Annotated in this window: 16 protein-coding genes and 1 tRNA gene; 13 read left to right on the forward strand and 4 right to left on the reverse strand. The window is 57.7% G+C overall.

The features are described from left to right. Window positions 1-269: 269 nt before the first annotated feature. Entirely contained in the window at window positions 270-815 is a 546-nt protein-coding gene (locus J7G73_RS07220; protein WP_087294963.1) for an NUDIX hydrolase, read from the reverse strand. 3 nt (window positions 816-818) lie between these two features. After that, entirely contained in the window at window positions 819-1,811 is a 993-nt protein-coding gene (locus J7G73_RS07225; protein WP_291245762.1) for a hemolysin family protein, read from the reverse strand. A 347-nt stretch (window positions 1,812-2,158) separates the two neighbouring features. On the opposite strand from J7G73_RS07225, the gene nifJ reads away from it, so the two are divergent. The 11 genes from nifJ (at window position 2,159) to J7G73_RS07280 (ending at window position 13,547) form a co-directional block, all read left to right on the forward strand. Further along, complete coding sequence (gene nifJ, locus J7G73_RS07230) at window positions 2,159-5,707, forward strand: pyruvate:ferredoxin (flavodoxin) oxidoreductase (RefSeq protein WP_291245763.1); 3,549 nt, start codon at window positions 2,159-2,161, stop codon at window positions 5,705-5,707. Window positions 5,708-5,979: 272 nt separating this feature from the next. Beyond that, entirely contained in the window at window positions 5,980-6,843 is an 864-nt protein-coding gene (locus J7G73_RS07235) for a YitT family protein (RefSeq protein WP_247643432.1), read from the forward strand. 454 nt (window positions 6,844-7,297) lie between these two features. After that, window positions 7,298-7,948 carry a rhomboid family intramembrane serine protease gene (locus J7G73_RS07240; protein ID WP_087294955.1) on the forward strand — a complete coding sequence of 217 codons (651 nt, stop codon included), beginning with the start codon at window positions 7,298-7,300 and terminating at the stop codon, window positions 7,946-7,948. 141 nt (window positions 7,949-8,089) lie between these two features. Continuing rightward, a complete protein-coding gene (locus tag J7G73_RS07245; RefSeq protein ID WP_058963416.1) occupies window positions 8,090-8,413 on the forward strand; it encodes a cyclic-di-AMP receptor in 324 nt (107 codons plus the stop codon). Next, the gene (locus tag J7G73_RS07250; protein WP_291245764.1) at window positions 8,413-9,312 is read left to right on the forward strand and encodes a hypothetical protein; all 900 of its coding nucleotides are present in this window, start codon (window positions 8,413-8,415) and stop codon (window positions 9,310-9,312) included. Before J7G73_RS07245 ends, J7G73_RS07250 begins: the two co-directional genes overlap by 1 nt. A 101-nt stretch (window positions 9,313-9,413) precedes the next feature. Further along, entirely contained in the window at window positions 9,414-10,262 is an 849-nt protein-coding gene (locus J7G73_RS07255; RefSeq protein WP_291245765.1) for a stage 0 sporulation family protein, read from the forward strand. Window positions 10,263-10,418: 156 nt separating this feature from the next. Further along, entirely contained in the window at window positions 10,419-10,589 is a 171-nt protein-coding gene (locus J7G73_RS07260) for a DUF362 domain-containing protein (RefSeq protein WP_058963413.1), read from the forward strand. A gap of 162 nt (window positions 10,590-10,751) precedes the next feature. Then, on the forward strand, window positions 10,752-11,456 hold the full coding sequence (locus J7G73_RS07265) for a methyltransferase (RefSeq protein ID WP_291245766.1): 705 nt from the start codon (window positions 10,752-10,754) through the stop codon (window positions 11,454-11,456). A 35-nt stretch (window positions 11,457-11,491) separates the two neighbouring features. After that, window positions 11,492-12,337 (forward strand): 16S rRNA (cytidine(1402)-2'-O)-methyltransferase, encoded by an 846-nt coding sequence (gene rsmI, locus J7G73_RS07270; protein WP_087294948.1) that lies wholly within the window; start codon window positions 11,492-11,494, stop codon window positions 12,335-12,337. Continuing rightward, window positions 12,334-12,822, forward strand: coding sequence for a YfcE family phosphodiesterase (locus J7G73_RS07275; RefSeq protein ID WP_087294946.1), 489 nt, complete (start codon window positions 12,334-12,336; stop codon window positions 12,820-12,822). The genes rsmI and J7G73_RS07275 overlap by 4 nt, the downstream gene beginning before the upstream one ends. Continuing rightward, on the forward strand, window positions 12,816-13,547 hold the full coding sequence (locus J7G73_RS07280) for a biotin--[acetyl-CoA-carboxylase] ligase (RefSeq protein ID WP_291245767.1): 732 nt from the start codon (window positions 12,816-12,818) through the stop codon (window positions 13,545-13,547). Before J7G73_RS07275 ends, J7G73_RS07280 begins: the two co-directional genes overlap by 7 nt. A gap of 439 nt (window positions 13,548-13,986) precedes the next feature. Here the strand turns inward: J7G73_RS07280 and J7G73_RS07285 are convergent, their stop codons facing one another. Next, window positions 13,987-14,607, reverse strand: a complete 621-nt coding sequence (locus tag J7G73_RS07285) for a nuclease-related domain-containing protein (protein WP_087294942.1) — start codon at window positions 14,605-14,607, stop codon at window positions 13,987-13,989. Between the two features lie 461 nt (window positions 14,608-15,068). Then, window positions 15,069-15,145: transfer RNA gene (locus J7G73_RS07290), tRNA-Arg, on the reverse strand. A 706-nt stretch (window positions 15,146-15,851) separates the two neighbouring features. Here J7G73_RS07290 and J7G73_RS07295 point away from each other — a divergent pair. Then, the gene (locus J7G73_RS07295) at window positions 15,852-16,769 is read left to right on the forward strand and encodes an ABC transporter permease (RefSeq protein WP_291245768.1); all 918 of its coding nucleotides are present in this window, start codon (window positions 15,852-15,854) and stop codon (window positions 16,767-16,769) included. A 21-nt stretch (window positions 16,770-16,790) separates the two neighbouring features. Next, window positions 16,791-17,698: ABC transporter permease (locus J7G73_RS07300; RefSeq protein WP_291245769.1), on the forward strand; the 908-nt coding region annotated here is incomplete at its 3' end.

Consider the following 17,698-nt stretch of genomic DNA (forward strand, 5'->3'; position numbering starts at 1 on the left):
CCAAGACCAGGAAATGCAAGACCAGATGAGCGATCAGCTGAGTTTCAGAGAATACGAAGATCCGTTCAAAAATATAGCGGATCTGGATGATGATTCACCGGAGATCCCGACCGACAGTAGAAGAAAGAAGTAAAAAAGCAACGCCAAATGCGGTTGGCGTTGCTCATTACGCACCTTTAGGTGCTGCTGGAATAATGGCCCTTATAGGGCCGTTCTGCAAACCCCACGTTTAACGTGGGGTTATGATTTGCAATGAAATGACGGAAGGCTCACATCCGGCCCGCGTCCCGCAGGGCTTTGATCTTCAGCAGGGCGGCCACGGTCTTGCCGTCCCGGATCTCGCCGGAGAGCACCATCTCCACAGCCCGGTCAAAGGGAACCTTTTCCGGTGTGAGGAACTCGTCCTCGTCCAGATGCATGCCGCAGGGGGCCAGCCCGGTGGCGGCCCAGCAGTAGATGATCTCGGTGCAGTAGCCCACGGTGGGGTACACCGGGCCCAGATCCACGAAGTGCTCGGCGGTCAGGCCGCATTCCTCGCCCAGCTCCCGCCTGGCGGCCTCAAAGGGGTCCTCGCCCTTTTCCAGCTTTCCGGCGGGCAGCTCCCACAGCTCCTGCCCGAAGGCGTAGCGGAACTGCCGGACCAGATAGATCTCATCGTTTTCGGTCAGAGCGGCGATGCAGGCCCCGCCATGATGATGTACCACCTCGCGGGTGGAGGTGCGGCCGTTCTCCAGCTCCACCTTGTCCACGGTCACGGTGAAGACCCGGCCCTCAAACCGGGTGTCGCTGTTCAGAGTTTTCTCAAAATGTGCCACGATTCAACGCTCCTTTTCCTCGGTTTCTGCGTCGGGCTCCTCCACACGGGTGCAGCGTACCCGCTGGATGCGCCGCTCCCGCACCTCCAGGCAGGTGAAGCTCAGTCCGCCCCACTGGACGGTGGCGGGCTCGCCGTTTTCCGGAATGCGGCCCAGGCGGTCGGCGATCAGGCCGCCCACCGTATCGAACTCTTCCTCGTCGGTGCGCTCGGGGCACTCCATACCGAAGGCCTCGAACACGTCCTCCAGGTCCAGCGCGCCGTCTGCCAGAAAGCCGCCCTCGCAGGGAGTCAGCTCGGCCTCCTCGGTGTCATACTCGTCCTGGATGTCGCCCACGATCTCTTCCAGTATGTCCTCCATGGTCACGAGACCGGCGGTACCGCCGTATTCGTCCACCACGATGGCGATCATGGTGTGCTGTTTTTTAAAGTCCATCATCAGCTCACCGGCGGGGCGGCTTTCCGGCACATACATGGCTTTGCGGGCAAATTCGCTCACCTGCCGTTCCAGCACGCCGGGGTCGTCGAACAGCCGCAGCAGATCCTTCACGTACAGAATGCCGGTCACATTGTCCAGGCTCTTGCGGTATACCGGCAGACGGCTGTTTCCGGTGGAAAGGGCCAGTTCCACCGCCTCCCGGCAGGAGGCGTGCTCATTCACCGCGTTCATATCGGTGCGGTGGGTCATCACATCACCGGCAGTCACGTCGGACAGATCGAAGATGTTGGTGATCATGGTTTTCTGAGCGGTGTCGATCAGGTCCTGTTCGTCCGCGTCGTCCACCAGCTCGAACAGATCCTCCTCGGTCACCGTCTCGTCGTTGCCCAGGCCGGCGGGGGCCAGCAGGCGCGACAGCCAGCCGGGCAGCCGCATCTCTTTTTTGGCCGCGGCCCAGCCGCCCAGAAGGCCGGCGGCCAGCAGCAAAAGCCCCACCGCACAGCACACTGCAAGGGCGGCAAGGCTGGAAAAGCCGGGAAAAACACCCGGGGTATCCATTGTTCAAAACTCCTTTTTTCGGGGCGGCGCGCGAAGGCCGCGGCCCGGTTTTTCCGGTCTGCGCCGGAAGGCGCAGAAACCGGTCAATTACCATATTAAAGCAATCAAAACCCCTTGTCAACGCGCCCCGGCGAGGGCCGGATGAAGCTTTTGTAAAAAAATGAGCGGATCGCCCTGCACCGGGGGCAAAAAATGCAGAAATAAAAACCGAATCTGACCGAAAAAGCTGCCCGAAAACAGTTTACTTTGCCATTTTGATTTGCTAGAATATAGTTAAGTAATAGCGCCCATTCCCCCGATCCCCGGGGCCAGGACGTTAAATACTGAATTGTTATGGAGGAAGAAAAATGCCTAGAGCAAAACAGTCTATGGATGGCAACACCGCTGCCGCTCACGTAGCGTATGCGTTCAGCGAAGTTGCTGCTATCTACCCCATCACCCCGTCTAGCCCCATGGCCGATTACGTGGACCAGTGGTCCGCTGCCGGCCGCAAGAACATCTTCGGTACCCAGGTTAAGGTAATGGAGATGCAGTCTGAGGCCGGCGCCGCCGGTGCCGTACACGGCAGCCTGGCTGCCGGTGCTATGACCACCACCTTCACCGCCTCTCAGGGTCTGCTGCTGATGATCCCCAACATGTACAAGATCGCCGGCGAGCTGCTGCCCAGCGTGTTCCACGTGTCTGCCCGTTGTGTGGCCAGCCACGCTCTGAACATCTTCGGTGACCACAGCGACGTTTACGCCTGCCGTCAGACCGGTTTCGCCATGCTGGCCGAGACCAATCCTCAGGAAGTTATGGACCTGGCCGCTGTAGCCCATCTGGCTGCCATCGAGGGCCGCGTTCCCTTCATCAACTTCTTCGACGGCTTCCGTACCTCCCACGAGATCCAGAAGATCGAGAAGTGGGACTACGCCGATCTGGCTGAGATGGTCAACTGGGACGCTATCAACGAGTTCCGCGCCCACGCTCTGAACCCCGAGCATCCCTCCATGCGCGGTTCTCACGAGAACGGCGACATCTTCTTCCAGCATCGTGAGGCCTGCAACAAGTACTACGACGCTCTGCCCGCTGTGGTTGAGAAGTACATGGCCAAGGTCAACGAGAAGCTGGGCACCGATTACCAGCTGTTCAACTACTACGGTGCTGCCGACGCTGAGCGCGTGATCGTAGCCATGGGCTCCATCTGCGACGTTGCCGAGGAAGTTATCGATTACCTGACCGCCAAGGGCGAGAAGGTCGGCCTGGTAAAGGTTCGCCTGTACCGTCCCTTCGTTGCTGAGAAGCTGCTGGCTGCTATCCCCGCTACCGCGAAGAAGATCGCTGTGCTGGATCGCACCAAGGAGCCCGGCAGCCTGGGCGAGCCCCTGTACCTGGACGTTGTTGCTGCTCTGCGTGAGGCTGGCAACACCGCTACTGTTGTGGGCGGCCGTTACGGTCTGGGTTCCAAGGATACTCCTCCTTCCAGCGTGTTCGCCGTATACGACGAGCTGGCTAAGGACGCTCCCAAGGCCCGCTTCACTCTGGGCATCGTGGACGACGTGACCAACCTGAGCCTGGAAGAGAAGCCCGCTCCCAACACCGCTGCAGAAGGCACCAAGGAGTGCAAGTTCTGGGGTCTGGGTGGCGACGGCACCGTTGGCGCTAACAAGAACAGCACCAAGATCATCGGTGACCACACCGACAAGTACATCCAGGCTTACTTCCAGTACGACTCCAAGAAGACCGGCGGCGTGACCATCAGCCACCTGCGCTTCGGCGACAAGCCCATCAAGAGCCCCTACTACATCAACAAGGCTGACTTCGTGGCCTGCCACAACCCCAGCTACGTTGTGAAGGGCTACAAGATGGTTCAGGACGTAAAGCCCGGCGGCGTATTCATGATCAACTGCCAGTGGAGCGACGAAGAGCTGGCTCACCATATGCCCGCTGAGTCCAAGCGCTACATTGCCAACAACAACATCCAGCTGTACACCATCAACGCCATCGACAAGGCTGTTGAGATCGGTCTGGGCAAGCGCACCAACACCATCCTGCAGTCTGCCTTCTTCGCTCTGGCCGGTGTTCTGCCCCGTGAGGATGCCATCAAGTATATGAAGCAGGCCGCTGAGAAGACCTTCGCCAAGAAGGGCCAGGCCATCGTTGAGATGAACTGGAAGGCCATCGACGCCGGCTTCGACGCTTACCACAAGGTTGAGGTTCCCGCTGACTGGGCCAACGCTGTGGACGAGGCCAACGACGCGGCTCTGTCCGGCAATGCCGACACCGTGAAGATGGTCAAGAACATCATGGAGCCCGTTGCCAAGATGGACGGCGACAGCCTGCCTGTTTCCGCCTTCGTGGATTACGTGGACGGCCAGTTCGTTCAGGGCGCTGCCGCTTACGAGAAGCGCGGTGTTGCCGTGATGGTTCCCGAGTGGAATCCCGACAACTGCATCCAGTGCAACCAGTGTGCTTACGTTTGCCCCCATGCCACCATCCGTCCCTTCGCTCTGACCGACGAGGAGGTTGCTAACGCTCCCGAGGCTCTGAAGAGCAAGAAGATGACCGGCAAGGGCTGCGAGAACTACAAGTTCGCCATGACCGTTTCTCCTCTGGACTGCATGGGCTGCGGCGTTTGTGTAAACGTCTGCCCCGCTCCCACCAAGGCTCTGACCATGGTGCCTCAGGAGAGCCAGGCCGCTCAGCAGGATGTGTTCAACTACTGTGTTGAGAACATCCGCAAGAAGGACGGCATGATGGCTGAGACCACCGTGAAGGGCAGCCAGTTCAACCAGCCCCTGCTGGAGTTCTCCGGCAGCTGCGCCGGCTGTGCTGAGACCGCTTACGGCCGTCTGATCACTCAGCTGTTCGGCGAGCGTATGTACATCTCCAACGCTACCGGTTGCTCCTCCATCTGGGGCGGCCCCGCTGCTACCTCTCCGTACACCACCAACAAGGAGTCCGGCTTCGGTCCCGCTTGGGCTAACAGCCTGTTCGAGGACAACGCCGAGCACGGTCTGGGCATGTACCTGGGCCAGAAGGTGATCCGCGAGTCTCTGGCTGCCAAGCTGCATGAGCTGGCTGAGGTTACCACCAGCGCTGACAAGAAGGCTGCCATCGAAGAGTACTTCGCCACCTACGAGGACGGCAAGGCCAACGCCGAAGCCACCAAGAAGCTGGTTGCTCTGCTGGAGGCTGAGCCCGATTGCCAGTACAGCCAGGCTATCCTGCCCAAGAAGAACTACCTCTCCAAGAAGAGCGTGTGGATCTTCGGCGGCGACGGCTGGGCTTACGACATCGGCTTCGGCGGTCTGGACCACGTGCTGGCTTCCGGTGAGGACGTCAACGTAATGGTCTTCGACACCGAGGTTTACTCCAACACCGGTGGTCAGGCTTCCAAGGCCAGCCAGATCGGTCAGGTTGCTCAGTTCGCAGCCGCCGGTAAGGCCATTGGCAAGAAGAGCCTGAGCGAGATCGCCATGAGCTACGGCTACGTTTACGTTGCTCAGATCGCTATGGGCGCCGACATGAACCAGACCATCAAGGCTCTGACCGAGGCTGAGAGCTACCATGGTCCTTCTCTGGTGATCGGCTACGCTCCCTGCGAGATGCACGGTGTTAAGGGCGGTATGACCAACTGCCAGGCCGAGATGAAGAAGGCCGTGGCTGCTGGCTACTGGAACATGTTCCGCTTCGATCCTCGCAAGAAGGCCGAAGGCAAGAACCCCTTCACCCTGGACTCCAAGCCCGCTACCGCGGATTACAAGGAGTTCATCTCCAACGAGACCCGTTACAGCCGCCTGAAGCTGGCCTTCCCCGAGCGTGCTGAAGAGCTGTTCGACCTGGCCGACAAGAAGGCGAAGGAGCGCTACGCTTACCTGCAGAAGCTGGTTAAGCTGTACTCCACCGAGGAGTAATCCTCCCCGCAAGGGTCACGGCATGATATGCTGAACCTGCGCCCCCGCACTGTGCGCACAGTGCGGGGGCGCTTTTTTGTTTTCCCATCTTTTTACAAAAGAATTTTTGCCTTTTTCTCCGGTTTCGGCTATAATAAAAGTAGGAAAAGATAACGGCTTTTTGAGCAAAGCGTTTGAGCAAAGCGTTGTTGTGAAAAAAGCCGTTTTTGTTTTATCCGGTACCGGGAAATGTGTGAGTGATCTCCGATGCCGGTTCAAAGGAGGAAATCAGTGTGACGGAAAAACGCAAGGAATTCTTGATGGATGTGCTCTTTGAAACGGTGGGCAGTATCCTGTTTGGTGTGGGTGTGTATACCTTTGCGGCAAAGGGCGGCTTCGCGCCCGGCGGACTTTCGGGTCTGGCACTGATTATTAATTTCCTTACCGGGCTGCCCATCGGTACCATGACTCTGGTGCTGAATATCCCCATCATTCTGGGTACCTTCCGCATTTTGGGCCGGCGATTCTTTTTGAAAAGCCTGCGTACCATGATCATCAGCACCATCATCATCGACGGTATTTTGCCCCTCTTCCCTGTTTACGACAGCAACCGTCTACTGGCGGCGGTATTCAGCGGTATTCTGATGGGTGCAGGTCTGGCCATTATCTATATGCGCAACTCCTCCACCGGCGGCGCGGATTTTCTGATTCACGCAGCCAAGCGCAAGGCACCCCATTTCAGCTTTGGTCAGATCAGCATGATCATGGATGCGGTCATCATCTTTCTGGGTGTGCCCGCCTTCGGCGACATCGACTCGGCGCTGTACGGCATGATTTCGGTGTTTGCCCTCACCATCGTGATGGATAAGATCATGTACGGCGCAGGCAGTGGTAAGCTGGCTATGATCATCACCGATTACGGCCGGGAGGTGGCCAAGGAGATCGACCGGGCGGTGGAGCGCGGTGCTACTCTGGTGGATGTGACCGGCAGCTATTCCGGTGCCAAAAAGGATATGGTGCTGTGTGCCTGCTCCAACAACGAGGTGTTCAAGGTGCGCCAGGCGGCTCACCGGGTGGACCCTCGGGCCATGGTGATGATCTGCGAGGCAAACGAGGTCTTCGGCGAGGGCTTCCACGCACTGGAGGAAAAGCACTGAGAGGACACACAAGGCGAGTTTTTATAGATTCAGGCTGCTGTTCCGGCGGGAATGGCAGCCTGTTTTTTGAGCAGAGAAAAATTTGATTTGTATGCGAATTTGCGCGAAAAATCCATTCCATAAGACCGGAAAGCGAATTTTCAGCGAAAAATAAACATAGTTTTCCCCAATCGTTATACGAAGAGTTTTTGGGACAATGTTGAAAAGTATGTTGAAAGTGTTTAAAACCCGGTAAAAAGTCTTAAGTTTTCAACAAAACCGGTGGAAAGTGCCGTTGAGTTCAACGTTTCGTTGAATGGGAGGGGAGTGAATGTTGGAATCTCGGTGGAAAACGTTGAAAACTTTTCAACGGGCGTTCGTACAACAAAAACAAATCATTCGCCCCAAAAGACTTTTCAAATGGATTATTTTCTGGTAAAGTAAACGAAACTGAGCAAAAAGGAGCGTGCTGCGCATGAATTGGCTTTATAAATTGGAGCGGCGCTTTGGCCGTTTCGGGATTCCGAATCTGATGCTGTATGTGGCAGCCGGTCAGGCGATTGTCTGGCTGGTGATCATGTTTGCATATTATCCGTTGTATTTCCTGCTGTCCCTGAATCGGAACGGGCTGTTAGCCGGGCAGGTGTGGCGGCTGGTGAGCTTTGTGTTCCTTCCTCCGCTGACCACCAATCCCATTTATGTGGCGCTGGAGATCTATCTGCTGTATTGGCTGGGATCTGCACTGGAACGGACCTGGGGCAGCTTCAAATTTACGGTATATTTCCTTTTGGGGATAGTCGGTGCCTGGCTGGGCTGTCTGATCACCGGTTCGGCCGGCAATACAGCGCTGTACTATTCCCTGTTCTTTGCCTTTGCCTATCTTTATCCGGAGACTCAGCTTCTGCTCTTCTTTGTGCTGCCAGTCAAGGTGAAATGGCTGGGGTGGATCTCAGCGGCGTTGTATCTGTTCCAGTGGGTCACCGCACCTCTTGGCCAGAAGCTGGCCATGCTGGCGGGCCTTCTGGGCTTCTGGATCTTCTTCGGCAAGGGCGGCATTGGCCGGCTGCGCCAGAAGGTCACTGATTACCGCCGCCGCAAGGCCTGGCAGAACCAGTGGCGGCAATAAAACCGAGAAAAACTGGAGCTGCTTTGTGGCAATTTGAAAAGCGTCGTGCTATAATTAGAAAAACAGGCCCATATTTTATGCGCCGGGCGGAACCACTGCCCAAACAAACCGCGCGGGCCTGCCGAAAGGGGAACTGCTGTTATGAAAATGATCACTGCCATTGTAAATAAAGAGGACTCCAAGAACGTTTGTAACGAGCTCATCAAGGCTGGTTTTTCCGTTACCCGTTTGTCCACCACCGGCGGATTTCTGATGGCGGGCAATATGACCCTGATGATCGGTACCGACGATGAGAAGGTGGATGAGTGCATCGGCCTGATCTCCAAGTGCTGCAAGCAGCGCACCGAGGTCGTTCCCAGCACTGCCAGCTACGGCATCGGCGTGGCCACTGCTTACCCGTTGCAGGTCACCGTGGGCGGTGCCACCGTCTTTGTGACCAACGTGGAGCGCTTCGAGAAGCTGTGATGCTGGATGCGTTTCGGGGCAACCAGGCCCTGAAAGAAAGTTTGCAGGCCGCCCTGCGCGCAGGGCGGCTTTCTCATAGTGTTTTGCTGTGCGGCGAGGCGGGCTGCGGCTCCGGTTTCGCCGCCCGGTGCCTTGTCGCCGATTACCTCTACCCCGAGGGCGGCCCGCAGGCGAATGCGGTGCTGGAAGGCCGGGCCGCCGAATGCATTGAGGTGCGGGGCGAAGGGGCTTCTGGCGAAATCCGTATTGACGCGGTGCGCCAGGTGCGCCGCAAGGTATTCGAGACCGCGCTGTCCGCAAACGGGCGGGCGGTGATTTTTTACGGCGCCCAGAAAATGAACGCCTCCAGTGCGAATGCGCTGCTGAAGGTTCTGGAGGAGCCCCCGGAGGGGGTGCTGTTCGTGCTTACCGCCACCAGTGCGGCGGCGGTGCTGCCTACCATTCGCAGCCGGTGCGCCATCTACCCCATTGCTCCGGTCACCCGGCAGGAATGCGTGGCGTGGCTGCGGGAGAACTGCCCGGACTGCAAGGACCCGGAGCTGCTGGCCGCAGTGTATGACGGCCACATCGGCCGGGCTGCCGCTGCTGCGCGGGAGCCTCAGGCAGCCCAGAGCTTTGAAACTGCCTGCCAGCTGGCCCAGGCGGTGGCAAAGGGCGACCGCTACCGGCTGATGCAGCTTCTGGCCGGATATGAAAAGGATAAGCCTGCCGCCGCCCGGCTGCTGGCGGATCTGGCCAGCGTGGCCGCCGCCGAGCTGGCGGGAGCCGGGCGCTTCGGCATGAGCGCTCATCAGGCAGCACGTACTGCCAGCCAGTGCGGTGAGACGCTGCAGAACATGAACCGTAACTTGAACCAGAAGCTGCTGCTCACCATTCTGGCGGCGCGCATCGCCCGGTGAGCTCTTCCCTACCCTTTTGAACCTTTTGCCCAAACCAAAGCCGCAGGCAAAAGACGTGACACCATCCGCCCGGCGCGGCAGGGCAAAGTGAGAAACAAACTATGAAAAAAGTGATCTCCGTTCGTTTTAAAGCAGGCGGAAAGGCCTACTATTTTGACCCGGCGGATCTGGATGTGAAGATCGGCGACCACGTGATCGTGGAGACTGCCCGCGGCATCGAGTGCGGCGAGGTGGTGGCCGGCCCCAAGGATATCCCGGACAGCCAGGTGGTCCGGGAGCTGAAGACTGTCAAGCGCATGGCCGACGCGGTGGACATCCGCCGCATGGAGAAGAACCGGGCGGACGAAAAGACCGCCTTTGAGATCTGCACCCAGCGCATCGCCGCCCACAAGCTGGAGATGAAGCTGGTGGAGGCTGAGTATAATCTGGATCGCACCAAGATCGTGTTCTACTTCACGGCAGACGGCCGGATCGACTTCCGGGATCTGGTCAAGGACCTGGCGGGCGTGTTCCATACCCGCATCGAGCTGCGCCAGATCGGTGTGCGCGACGAGAGCAAGATGCTGGGCGGTCTGGGTATCTGCGGCCAGCCCTTCTGCTGCAGCCGGTTCTTGAAGGATTTCCAGCCGGTGAGCATCAAGATGGCCAAGGAGCAGGGCTTGAGCCTGAACCCCACCAAGATCAGCGGCAGCTGCGGCCGCCTCATGTGCTGCCTTGCCTACGAGCAGAAGGCCTATGAATACCTGAACAGCATCACCCCCATGAACGGCAGCGTGGTGCGTACCCCGGAATTTGAGGGTATCGTGGTGGAGGCGAACCCGGTGAGCGGTATGCTCAAGGTGCGTCCGCTGAACGAATCGCTGGCGCCCAAGTATTTCCGGCGCAGCGAATGTGTCTACCTGCGGGGCGGAAAACGGGCACCCAAGGCCCCCGATCCGGACCAGGAGTGAGACGGAAATCCAGGCCAACCACTTGAACTTTTGCAAATTTATGCTACAATAAACCCAAGAAAGAGTTCGCTCTTTCAGGGCTGCGCTGCATTCTCTGCACGGATGGGGCGCATTGCGCCTGTGGAAAGAAGTGCAGAGATAAAGGAGAGATGAAACATGGCTTACTCTATCAACGATTCTTGCGTTTCTTGCGGCACCTGTGCCGGCGAGTGCCCTGTCAGCGCTATCAGCGAGGGCGACGGCAAGTACGTGATCGACGCTGACAGCTGCATTTCCTGCGGCACCTGCGCCGGCGCTTGCCCTGTTGGTGCGATCGAAGAGGGCTAATCTGCTCTTTTTGCACTGGCAAAGAACAAAAAGTGGCGTGGCTTTTCGGCCCGCCGCTTTTTTGTTGTGGGCCATGTTTTTTTCAAGGCAGGGGGAAAAGCCGGTTTCGTGTGTCATTCCGGTTATTCTTCCCCTTATTTTATTTTCAGGGAGCGTTTTTCTATGGCACATTCCGCCGAAACTTTGTATAATGGGACCAAGGTCTTCATCAGCGAGAACCACCGCTTCGGTACCGACGCCATGCTGCTGTCCGGCTTTTGCCGGCCCCGGCGGGCGGAGCGTGCGGTGGATCTTTGCAGTGGCTGCGGCATCGTGGCGCTGCGCTGGCATGACCTGGGCCACCGGGGCGAGTGCCTGTCGGTGGAGCTGGATGCCGAGGGTACCGGCCTGCTGGAGCAGGCCGTGGAAGCTCAGCCGGAATGCGCTCACATCCGCCCGCTGAACCGGGACCTGAACGACCTGGCGGCGGACGGCGGCTATCATCTGGTGGCGGCCAATCCTCCCTACTTCACCGGAGGCTATGTGAGCCCGGAGGCCGCGCGGGCCACTGCCCGCCATGAGGGCGGCTGCACACTGGAGCAGGTAGCTGCTGCCGCGGCACGCCTGCTGCGGGACGGCGGGCGTTTTGCAATGTGCAACCGGCCGGAGCATCTGGCCCGCACCTGCTGCATTCTGAGCGCCGCGGGGCTCGAGCCCAAGCGGCTGGTATTTGCCAAGCAGACGCCGAAGGATGCACCCTGGCTGTTTTTGCTGGAAGCACAGAAAAACCGAAAACCCGGCCTTCGTTTTGAGCCGGATATCTATATGGCCGACGAGACCGGCCGCCCCAGCCTGCAGCTGCAGGCCATCTACCGGCAGGGCATGTGAAGCGCTGCCGAGAGCAACCCAAGGAGGAGCCATTTATGGCCGGAACACTGTATATCGTGGCAACGCCCATCGGTAACCTGAACGACATGACACCCCGCGCCGCCGCTACGTTTGGCAGCGTGGATTTTGTTGCCGCTGAGGACACTCGCGTTACGCTGAAGCTGCTCAATCATCTGGGACTGAAAAAGCCGCTGGTGAGCTACTACGAGCACAACACAAAGGAAAAAGGCCAGTATATCCTGGACCGAATCGCGGCCGGTGAAAGCTGCGCCTTGTGCAGCGACGCGGGCATGCCTGCCATTTCGGACCCGGGCGAGGAGATCGTGCGGGACGCGCTGGCTCAGGGCATTCCGGTGGTCCCGGTCCCGGCGGCTTCCGCCTGTGTCACGGCGCTGGCTGTTTCCGGGCAGGATACCAGCCGTTTTGTATTTGAAGGCTTTCTGCCGGTGGCGGCAAAGCCCCGCAAGCAGCGGCTGGAAAGCCTTGCAGGCGAGACACGCACCATGATTTTTTATGAAGCTCCTCATAAATTAAAGGGTACGCTGGAGGATCTGGAAAAAACCTTCGGCGGGCAGCGAAGCATCACCCTGACCCGGGAGCTGACCAAGCTGCATGAGGAGATCCGCAAAACCACACTGGCCGAGGCCTGTGCATACTACCGGGAGAATGCGCCCCGGGGCGAGTATGTGCTGGTGGTGGCAGGCGGCGAGGAGACCGCTGCGCCTCAGGAGCAGATCACGCTGGAGCAGGCTGCCCAGGCTGCCCGCAGGCTGATGGAACAGGGAATGCCGCCCAGCGCGGCGGCAAAACAGGCCGCCCAGGGCACGGCCTTTTCCAAAAGCCAGGTTTATCGCCTGCTGATCAAGGAGGATGCGGAATGAAAGAGATCCTGATTTTATCCGACAGTCACGGTTGTTATCCGCTGGTGCAAAAAGCAGTGGAGGCTCATCCCCATGCCAAAGGCATCATCTTTTTGGGGGATGGTCTGAAGGACATTGAGCGTCTGCAGGCGGAGGGCTGCAGCCTGCCGGTTTACGCGGTGCGGGGAAACTGCGATTTTTCCTCGCTGTACCCGGCGGAAGCCCTGGAGGTGTTTGAACACAATCTGATCTTTTTCTGCCATGGTCATCATTATGGGGTGAAATATACGCTGGATGATTACGCCCGGGCGGTAAAGGACCGGGGCGCAGCCATCGGCCTGTTCGGTCATACCCATCTGCCCACTCTGGAGCAGCGGGATGGCGTGACCCTGTTTAACCCGGGCAGCATCGGCGCACCCCGGTTCGGTGGGCCCAGCTACGGCATTCTGGAGCTGTATGAGAACGGCGAGGCCAATCTCCAGCACAAGGAATTGATTATATGGTAAGTGTTCCTGCTCCCCTGTTTGTTTCCGAGACGGACAGCACCAACAGCTGGTGCCGACGACAGCTGGACCAGCTGCCGGATGGCTTTGCGGTGTATACCACCTGCCAGACCGCAGGGCGGGGCCGCCGCGGCCGGGCCTGGGCCAACGCGCCGGGTCAGGGCCTGTATTATACGATTGTATGCAAACGCCCCATGGCAGACCCTGCGGCGCTTCCGCTGGCGGCAAGTCTGGCAGCGGTACACGCACTGGAGGAACAGCTGGGAGTGCGCTGCCAGGTAAAATGGCCCAATGACCTTGTCTGGCAGGGAAAAAAGCTGGGCGGAATTCTGTGCGAAGCGGCCCAGGGAGCGATTCTTTGCGGCATCGGGATCAATCTGATGCAGGATGAGGCGTATTTTGCCCAAAACGGGCTGGTGCATGGTGTTTCAGCGGCACAGATTCTGGGGCGTATGCCGGGTGCGGACACGCCGGAACGGCTGGCACAGGCGATGAGCGAGATCTTTGCCGAAGGCCTGGAGGATTTTTACCGTCAGGGCTTTGCAGCGGTGCGGGAGGAGTATCTGTCCCGCTGTGCCAATCTGGGCCGCAGGGTGCGGTTTGACGGCGGCGAAGGCCGGGCGGTGGACGTGGACGAAACAGGCCGTCTGGTGGTGGATACCGGAAAAGGAAAACAGGCGGTATTTACCGGAGAGGTAACCGTGCAGGGCATTTACGGCGTCAAATGACGGAAACATAAGAACAGCCTATGGATGGGCAGCAAAAAGAGATGCTGCTCATCCATAGGCTGTTTTGCTTTTGGAATTAAGTTTTATATGGTATTGCCTCCGGTCGGGCAGGCAAAAGGCAGTCAGCGATATTTGCTGAGGAAAACCGGGAGCGCGAGGATAAGCGTATCCGTTCCGGCCGCCGGTCGGGTAGGTAAAAAAATGCCCCTCCGTGCTTGCGGACCACGGAGGGGTGTAAGGGGTATCGCTTTGGTGTGAGGAGGAATCATGTACAGAACCTCGGTTGCGGCTCCGCTGTTCTGTGATTCTTAGTATACCCGTAAGTTGCGGAAGAAGTTTTAAAGCACTATGAACATTTTGTAAATTGCAAAGCGGGAATAATTTGGATAAAAAGAAGCCGGTGCGCGCTGCACACCGGCTGAAATGCTTTGGTATGGAATTACTTGGCGCTGAGCGCAGCGGCCACCGGCTCAACCTCCACCTTTTTGTCCTCTTCAAAATGAACGGACTTCAAATAGGTGGAGAACTGCTCGATGGTGTAGTGCCCGCAGGAGCGAGGCAGTGCCAGCTGGGTCTTTTTGCCGGTGAATACCACAACGGTCTCCACCGGAACATTTTTGATCTTGGCCTCAAACAGAGCCTGCCGTACCGCACGGGCGCTCTGCTCGGCCCGCTTCAGGGGATTGGTGAAGGTCCGGCGCTGGCCGTTCATCTCCTGCACCCATTCCGCGTCGGAAGCCTGGCCGTAAATGGTTCCGCCGTAACCCAGGCACTTCACACCCAGAACGCCGAACCAGCCCACCAGCAACGCATCCAGATCCGCACTGGCCTTGGAATTTTCAATGTGAACCGGTTCCACCACGCGGAATTCATTGGTGGCCGCATACCGGCGCAGCTGCCGCAGCACCGCTTCGGCGTTTGCGTGCTCATCGTCCGGGATAGGACCAGCCTTGGCGGCCTTCTCGGTTTTGCGGGCGGGGCTCAGCAGATACACGGCAACGCCGAAAATCGCAATTACCACCACCACTGCCACGATCTGAATGATCAGTTCAGGGGTCATGATCGAAACACTCCTTTTTCATGGCGCGGTGCACCCGCGCCTGATTTGCATCAGAATATTTCTATTGTAGCAAAGGCACGCCCTAATTGCAACGGCTCCCCTGTTCCCCGGCGGCTGGGAGAGAAATGCCGGAATAAAAAAGCTGCGGGCTGGTTTGCCCGCAGCAATTCTTCACGCCGTGCACCCTTTCGGGTTCGAATCCCCGGAAAGCCTGGTAAAAACAAAAGAACCTGCAAGCTTTTCAACTTGCAGGTTCTGATGGTGCGCTGGAAGGGATTTAGCAGGGCTTTCCCCGTAGGGAAACCCCTGCGGCGCTTGAAGCGTAGCTTCTGCGCGCAGCCCGGCTAAAAACCTGCCACCGGCAGGTTTTCTTCACGCCGTGCACCCTTTCGGGTTCGAATCCCCGGAAAGCTTGGTGAAAAACAAAAGAACCTGCAAGCCTTTCGGCTTACAGGTTCTGATGGTGCGCTGGAAGGGATTCGAACCCCTGACCTTCTGATTCGTAGTCAGACACTCTATCCAACTGAGCTACCAGCGCATCTCGTTTGCAACCGTCTTGTGCGGTGCAAGAAATATATTATCAGATAACCTTCCGATTGTCAACGCTTTTTTTGAAATTTTTTAAATTTTTTTGGAGGCTCTGATTTGCCCCTTTTTTACCCCCTTATCTCACGAAGTTTCCGGCGTATTCCCAAGGTGGTGAGGCTGCGCTGTACGGAATCGGATGACTCCCTTTTTGCGGGGGCTTGCTGCGGCAGATGCCCGCAAAGGAGGTGAAATTCGGGTTTTCACCTTTTTTTCACATTTTTTCGGCTTGCACCGGAAAGAAGTGTTGTCAGTAAGCAAACAGCTCCGATTTTGTGCAGAATGAAAAAATATGTATTTCAAGCGCATACAAATTCTGCGCTTATGCTACTATAATAAAGACAAAAAGATATACAGTGGCTGGGAAAATGGCCTTGTAATGGGAAAAGAAGGCTCGTTTTTCAAAGAAATACAGCGTAAATTTGAAAAAGAGCGTTGACAAATTTAGCGGAATAAAGTAGTATATATTTTGTATCTGTGTACGCGCAGTTCCAAATGCCATCGAACAAACAGCACGGCGTTCTCAGCAAACGCACAGTGAAAAAGCTGTGTGCCGGGGGCGCTTGTTTTTGAGAGACGGTCAGTTCTGCGCGTATTTTGATTCGAGCGTTTACCCGCAGCACGCGGGCAAAGGTTAAAGATGATAAGGAGTGAAAGAGATGGTAAAATACGCCATCAAGCGCATCGCCATGGGTCTTCTGAGCCTGTTCATCGTGGCGACCCTCACCTTTTTCCTCATGCAGGCCGTTCCCGGCGGTCCCTTCATGTCGGAAAAAGCCGTCAGCGCACAGGCTATGGCCGCGCTGGAAGCAAAATACGGCCTGGATCAGCCGGTCCTGGTGCAGTACAAGAACTATCTGGTCAACGCCCTGCATGGTGACTTCGGTCCCAGTCTGCGGCAGCGTGGCCGTGACGTGAGCGACATCATCGCCACCAAGTTCCCGGTTTCCGCCAGCCTGGGCGGCACCGCTGTGGTGGTTGCTCTGGTCGTGGGTATCCCCATGGGCTGTCTGGCTGCCTATCACCGCGGCAAGTGGGCCGATAACCTGATCATTTTCTTTGCCACCTGCGGCATCGCGGTACCCAGCTTCGTTACCAGCTCGGTGCTGATCTATACATTTGGTTCAAAGCTTCAGCTGTTGCCAACCATCGGCCTGGATTCGCCGGCATCTTATATCATGCCGGTGACCGCTCTGGCCTTCTATCCCACCGCTTACATTGCCCGTCTGATGCGTTCCAGCCTGCTGGATGTTATGGGTCAGGATTACATGCGTACCGCCCGTGCCAAGGGTGTGTCCGACTTCAAGACCCTGTTCAAGCATGCCCTGCGTAACGCCATCCTGCCGGTTGTTACCTATGTTGGTCCCATGCTGGCCGGTCTGCTGGTTGGTTCCTTCGTTGTGGAAAAGATCTTCACCATCCCCGGCCTGGGCCGTGAGTTCGTTTCCGCCATCACCAACCGTGACTACATGATGATCATGGGCACCACCATCTTCCTGGCGGCTCTGGTTATCGCCATTAACGTGGTTGTCGATATCCTGTACAAGATCATCGACCCGCGCATCAAGCTGAAGTAAGGAGGATACAGAAAAATGGATATGCAAAAGAATCCTTTGAGCTTTCAGCTGGACCTGAAGCCGGAAGATTTTCTGCCCGCCTCCAAGGATGAGCAGGAAAGCCTGGTGGTCATGCGCGAAAGCGTGAGCTTCTGGAAGGACGGCCTGCGCCGTTTCCGCAAAAACAAGATCGCCATGGTCAGCCTGGTGGTCATCCTTATCATCATGTTCTGCGCCTTTATCGTGCCCATGTTCTACCCCTACAGCTATGAGCAGCAGGTACGCGGCAGCGAGAACCTGGCTCCCATGGAGTATTCCGCCCAGGAGCTGGAGCGCATCGCCGCCGGTGAGAGCGTGTTCCCCCACATTGCAGGTACCGATAAGCTGGGCCGTGACTACGCCATCCGTCTGATGATCGGCGCCCGGATCAGTCTGCTGGTCGGCATCGTGGCCAGCGCCATGATTCTGGTTATCGGCTCCATCTACGGCTCCATCTCCGCCTTCTTCGGCGGCTGGGTGGATATGATCATGATGCGTATCACCGATATCATCTACACCATCCCCGACATTCTGCTGATCATTCTGCTGGGCTTTGCCTTGAAGGCCCCGTTGGAGACTCTGGCCAATGCCCCCGGCTTCGGCTGGCTGCAGACCCTGGGCCCCAACCTGGTCAGCATCTTCATCGTGTTCGCCCTGCTGTACTGGGTCAGCATGGCCCGTATCGTGCGCAGTCAGATCCTGACCCTGAAGGAGGCGGAGTATGTCACCGCCGCCCGGGCTCTGGGCGCCTCCAACGGCCGCATCATCAAAAAGCACCTGCTCACCAACTGCATCGGTACCCTGATCGTTACCACCACTCTGCAGATCCCCTCGTCCATCTTCACCGAGAGCTTCATGAGCTTCCTGGGCATGGGCGTTGCGGTTCCCCTGCCCAGCCTGGGCAGCCTGGC

The sequence above is a fragment of the Allofournierella sp. genome (assembly GCF_017889395.1).
GTDB lineage: Bacteria > Bacillota > Clostridia > Oscillospirales > Ruminococcaceae > Allofournierella.

Bases quoted from the DNA above. Each gene is read 5' to 3' on its own strand.
- J7G73_RS07265 (WP_291245766.1), top strand. From the start codon at position 10,752: ATGGCACATTCCGCCGAAACTTTGTATAATGGGACCAAGGTCTTCATC.
- J7G73_RS07245 (WP_058963416.1), top strand. From the start codon at position 8,090: ATGAAAATGATCACTGCCATTGTAAATAAAGAGGACTCCAAGAACGTT.
- J7G73_RS07275 (WP_087294946.1), top strand. From the start codon at position 12,334: ATGAAAGAGATCCTGATTTTATCCGACAGTCACGGTTGTTATCCGCTG.
- J7G73_RS07280 (WP_291245767.1), top strand. From the start codon at position 12,816: ATGGTAAGTGTTCCTGCTCCCCTGTTTGTTTCCGAGACGGACAGCACC.
- J7G73_RS07295 (WP_291245768.1), top strand. From the start codon at position 15,852: ATGGTAAAATACGCCATCAAGCGCATCGCCATGGGTCTTCTGAGCCTG.
- J7G73_RS07260 (WP_058963413.1), top strand. From the start codon at position 10,419: ATGGCTTACTCTATCAACGATTCTTGCGTTTCTTGCGGCACCTGTGCC.
- J7G73_RS07240 (WP_087294955.1), top strand. From the start codon at position 7,298: ATGAATTGGCTTTATAAATTGGAGCGGCGCTTTGGCCGTTTCGGGATT.
- nifJ (WP_291245763.1), top strand. From the start codon at position 2,159: ATGCCTAGAGCAAAACAGTCTATGGATGGCAACACCGCTGCCGCTCAC.
- J7G73_RS07225 (WP_291245762.1), bottom strand. From the start codon at position 1,811: ATGGATACCCCGGGTGTTTTTCCCGGCTTTTCCAGCCTTGCCGCCCTT.
- J7G73_RS07250 (WP_291245764.1), top strand. From the start codon at position 8,413: ATGCTGGATGCGTTTCGGGGCAACCAGGCCCTGAAAGAAAGTTTGCAG.
- J7G73_RS07285 (WP_087294942.1), bottom strand. From the start codon at position 14,607: ATGACCCCTGAACTGATCATTCAGATCGTGGCAGTGGTGGTGGTAATT.
- rsmI (WP_087294948.1), top strand. From the start codon at position 11,492: ATGGCCGGAACACTGTATATCGTGGCAACGCCCATCGGTAACCTGAAC.
- J7G73_RS07255 (WP_291245765.1), top strand. From the start codon at position 9,414: ATGAAAAAAGTGATCTCCGTTCGTTTTAAAGCAGGCGGAAAGGCCTAC.